The organism is Saccharomonospora halophila 8, from assembly GCF_000383775.1.
GTDB classification, from domain to species: domain Bacteria; phylum Actinomycetota; class Actinomycetes; order Mycobacteriales; family Pseudonocardiaceae; genus Saccharomonospora; species Saccharomonospora halophila.
Genome location: NZ_KB912516.1, coordinates 1 through 4138, shown reverse-complemented (window position 1 = coordinate 4138; position 4138 = coordinate 1). Strand labels below are relative to the sequence as shown.

Annotated in this window: 4 protein-coding genes; 3 read left to right on the top strand and 1 reads right to left on the bottom strand. The window is 70.5% G+C overall.

From position 1 onward, the window contains the following. From infB to rbfA, 3 genes are all read left to right on the top strand, one after another. On the top strand, positions 1-1949 hold a 1949-nt coding region (gene infB / locus SACHA_RS0107440), incomplete at its 5' end, for a translation initiation factor IF-2 (protein ID WP_019808447.1). Positions 1950-2023: 74 nt separating this feature from the next. Then, positions 2024-2329 carry a DUF503 domain-containing protein gene (locus tag SACHA_RS0107435; protein WP_019808445.1) on the top strand — a complete coding sequence of 102 codons (306 nt, stop codon included), beginning with the start codon at positions 2024-2026 and terminating at the stop codon, positions 2327-2329. A 17-nt stretch (positions 2330-2346) separates the two neighbouring features. Then, complete coding sequence (gene rbfA, locus SACHA_RS0107430) at positions 2347-2787, top strand: 30S ribosome-binding factor RbfA (protein WP_019808443.1); 441 nt, start codon at positions 2347-2349, stop codon at positions 2785-2787. Positions 2788-2978: 191 nt separating this feature from the next. Here the strand turns inward: rbfA and SACHA_RS0107425 are convergent, their stop codons facing one another. Continuing rightward, positions 2979-4046, bottom strand: a complete 1068-nt coding sequence (locus SACHA_RS0107425; protein ID WP_019808441.1) for a TRM11 family SAM-dependent methyltransferase — start codon at positions 4044-4046, stop codon at positions 2979-2981. Positions 4047-4138: the final 92 nt, after the last annotated feature.

Genomic DNA, 4138 nt, shown 5'->3' with positions numbered 1-4138 from the left:
GTGGTGCTCCCGGCGGTCGCGGCGGTGCCGCGGGTGCGTTCGGCAGGCCCGGTGGGCCCGCGCGCAAGGGCCGCAAGTCGAAGCGGCAGAAGCGCCAGGAGTACATGGAGAACATGCAGGCGCCGTCGGTCGGTGGCGTCCGTCTGCCCAAGGGCGGCGGCGAGACCATCCGGCTTCCGCGCGGCGCCTCGCTGACGGACTTCGCGGAGAAGATCAACGCGAATCCGGGTTCCCTGGTCCAGGTGCTGTTCCATCTCGGCGAGATGGTCACCGCGACGCAGTCCGTCTCCGAGGACGTGCTCGAACTGCTCGGCACGGAGATGAACTACAACGTCCAGGTGGTCAGCCCCGAGGAGGAGGACCGCGAGCTGCTCGAGGCCTTCGACATCACCTTCGGGGAGAACACCGGCAGCGACGATGAGCTGCGGGCCCGGCCCCCGGTGGTGACCGTGATGGGTCACGTCGACCACGGCAAGACCAAGCTGCTGGACACGATCCGGCAGACGAAGGTCGCCGACGCCGAGGCCGGTGGCATCACCCAGCACATCGGTGCCTACCAGGTCGAGACCGAGGTCGAGGACGAGGCCCGCACGATCACCTTCATCGACACCCCGGGTCACGAGGCGTTCACCGCCATGCGTGCCCGCGGTGCGCAGGCGACGGACATCGCGGTGATCGTCGTGGCGGCCGACGACGGTGTCATGCCGCAGACGATCGAGGCCGTCAATCACGCGCAGGCGGCGAAGGCGCCCATCGTGGTCGCGGTCAACAAGATCGACGTCGAGGGCGCGAACCCGGCGAAGGTGCGCCAGCAGCTCACCGAGTACGGGCTGGTGGCCGAGGAGTACGGCGGCGAGACGATGTTCGTCGACGTCGCGGCCAAGCCCGGGCTGAACCTGGAGGGGCTGCTCGAAGCGATCGTGCTGACCGCCGACGCGGCGCTGGATCTGCGGGCCAACCCGCGGATGGAGGCCCAGGGCGTCGCGATCGAGGCACACCTCGACCGCGGCCGGGGCCCGGTGGCCACGGTGCTGGTGCAGCGGGGCACGCTGCGCGTGGGTGACTCGGTCGTCGCCGGGGACGCCTACGGGCGGGTGCGCCGGATGGTGGACGAGTACAACCACGATGTCACCGAGGCGGCACCGTCGCGGCCGGTGCAGGTCATCGGGTTCACCTCGGTGCCGAGGGCGGGCGACACGTTCCTCGTCGTGGAGGAGGACCGGGTGGCGCGGCAGATCGCCGAACGTCGCCAGGCCCGCATCCGCAACGCGGAGAACGCCGCCAAGCGCAAGCGGGTGAGCCTGGAGGACCTGGACTCCGCACTGAAGGAGACCAACACCCTCAACCTGATCGTGAAGGGTGACAACTCGGGTACCGTCGAGGCACTCGAGGCGTCGTTGACCCAGATCGACGTGGGTGACGAGGTCGACCTGCGGATCGTCCACCGCGGTGTCGGTGGTGTGACGGAGAGCGACATCGACCTGGCCACGGCCTCCGACGCGATCGTGCTCGGGTTCAACGTGCGGGCCCAGGGCAAGGCGACCGAGCGGGCGAGCCGCGAGGGCGTCGACGTCCGGTACTACACGGTGATCTACCAGGCGATCGAGGAGATCGAGCAGGCCCTGAAGGGGATGCTCAAGCCGGTGTACGAGGAGGTCGAACTCGGCCGGGCGGAGGTCCGCGACGTGTTCAAGTCCTCCAAGGTCGGCACGATCGCGGGGTGCATGGTCACCTCCGGCCAGATCCGGCGCAACGCCAAGGCGCGCGTGCTGCGGGACAACGTGGTGGTGTCCGAGAATCTGCCGGTCAACTCGCTCCGGCGGTTCAAGGACGACGTCACCGAGGTCCGCGACGGGTTCGAGTGCGGTATGACCCTCGGCCGCTTCTCCGACATCAAGGTCGGGGACGAGATCGAGACGTACGAGATGCGCGAGAAGCCGCGCGAGTGATCCGACCGACCGGCCGGGTACGGGGTCCGTGCGGACGCCCGCCCGGCCGGTCCTGATCCCCCGGGGGCCGGACCGTGTTCGTCGGTGCGCTGGAACTGGACGTGCTGCTCGGGGACGTGCGTTCGCTGAAGCAGAAGCGGTCGGCGGTGCGTCCGGTCCTCGCCGAACTGCGCCGACGGTACGAGGTGGCGGTGGCCGAGGCCGGGCACCACCACCTGCACCGGCGTGCGTTGATCGGGGTGGCGGCCGTGTCCGGCGACGCCACCCATGTGCGGGACCTGCTGGACTCCTGTGAACGGTGGGTCGCGGACCGCCCCGACCTCGAACTGCTGTCGGCACACCGGCGGTTGTTGGGGCCGGAGGACGAGGCTGGTGACTGAGAAGAAGGGGGTGCGCCGTGGCTGACGGGGCACGCGCACGGAGACTGGCCAAGCGGATCGCGCAGATCGTGGCGTCCGCCTTGGAACACGACATCAAGGATCCACGCCTGGGCAACATCACGGTGACCGATGCCCGGATCACCGGCGACCTGCGGGACGCGACGGTGTACTACACGGTGCTGGGGGAAGATCTGGACACCCCGCCGGACTTCGCCGGCGCCGCCGCGGCACTGGAGTCGGCACGGGGCGTCCTGCGGACGAAGGTGGGGCAGGGTACCGGCGTGCGCTACACGCCGACGCTCACGTTCGTCGCGGACAACCTCCCCGGCGAGGCGCGGCACATCGACGACCTGCTCGCCCGCGCGAAGGAGGCCGACGCCGAGGTCGCCCGCCGGGCGACCACCGCCCACCCCGCGGGGGAGACCGACCCCTACCGCCTCCCCCCGGACGAGGACTGACACCCGTCCCGGCGAGTCGCCACTCCAGGCCCGTCAGCTGACGCTTCGGGGCAGCGGTGTCCTCGCACCGGGGGACGGAGACGCGGACGAACGCCGTCCCGGACACGTCGACTCGTGGGTCCCGCGCGTCGACTTGTGGGTCTTACGCGTCGACTCGCGGACACAGGGCGTCGACTCGCGGGTGTGGGGTGTCAACTCGCGGGGTTCCGGGCGATGAGGACGTCGCGGAGGATGGACTGGTCGACCCGGTGCGCGAGGGTGGTGTGGGCCGGATCGGTGACCACGGTCAGGCCCGCGTCGGTGAGCAGGGCCGCGAGTTCGTCGCGGCCGAGGACGTAGGTGTTGTACGACACGCCCAGCGCGCCGCCGCGGCGCAGCACGCGGGTCCACACCGGCAGGGCCGCGGCGAGCAGCTCGCGCGGACTGCGGGACAGGCTCTCGTCCCGCGCCTTGCTGCCGTGCCGGACCCCGTACGGGGCGTCGGTGACGATCGCGTCCACCGAACCGGGCCGGATCAGTTCGTCGGTGCGCAGCGTGTCGGTGTTGTAGTAGGTCACCCTGCGGGTGTCCCCGGCTCGGTAGGCCTCCTTCGTCGCGCCGTAGGTGACGTCGAGCCGCTGCCCGAGGCGCGCCTTGTTCCGGCGCAGTGCCCCGGACTCCGCACTGTGCTTGATCCGCTTGGTGCGCAGCCACGTCTTCAGGAACCGCTCGTAGGCCTCGAAGTCCTTGCCGTCGGTCTCCACACCGGTGGCGTCGAACCCGTACATCATGGCCTGGTTCAGGGTCGTGCCCCGTCCGGCCAGCGGGTCGAGCACGTGCGGCGGCCGGTGCCCGTCGCCGGGCCGGGCGCCGCGCAGCAGGTCGGCGGGCCGGTCGGTGGCCAGCATCGTCAGGTTCACCATGAGCCGGGTGAACAGCTCGTTCGTCTTGCCCGTGTACTTCTGGATGGTGAGCAGGTCCGAGTCGAACAGGGCGACCGGATCCAGCGTCAGCGGCCGCAACAGCTCGCCGTGCACCTCGAACAGTGCGTAGGCCGACGACAGGTTGGACAGGTGGGCCACGTCTCCCCCGGAGAGTGGGGCCTCGGTGCCGAGGGTGACGTAGTCGACACCGCCGATCGTGCGCGTGTCCGTGCCGGTGACCGGGGTCGTCAGCACCCGGTCGCCGAACGCGGCGAGTTCCGCGCGCAGCAGCCGGGGCGAGGTGTCGGTGTAGACGCGGTTGGCCGACGGCAGGATGAGGATCGCGTACTCGGGCATCGCAGGGCAGCCTAGCCGAGCCGCGGGCGGGCCACGCGGCTCTGCGCGAGCACCGCATCCTCTACGATCGGGACGCCGACGGGGAGTACTTC

Excerpts from the sequence above, each read along its gene's own strand:
- SACHA_RS0107425 (WP_019808441.1), bottom strand. The coding sequence starts at position 4,046 with ATGCCCGAGTACGCGATCCTCATCCTGCCGTCGGCCAACCGCGTCTAC.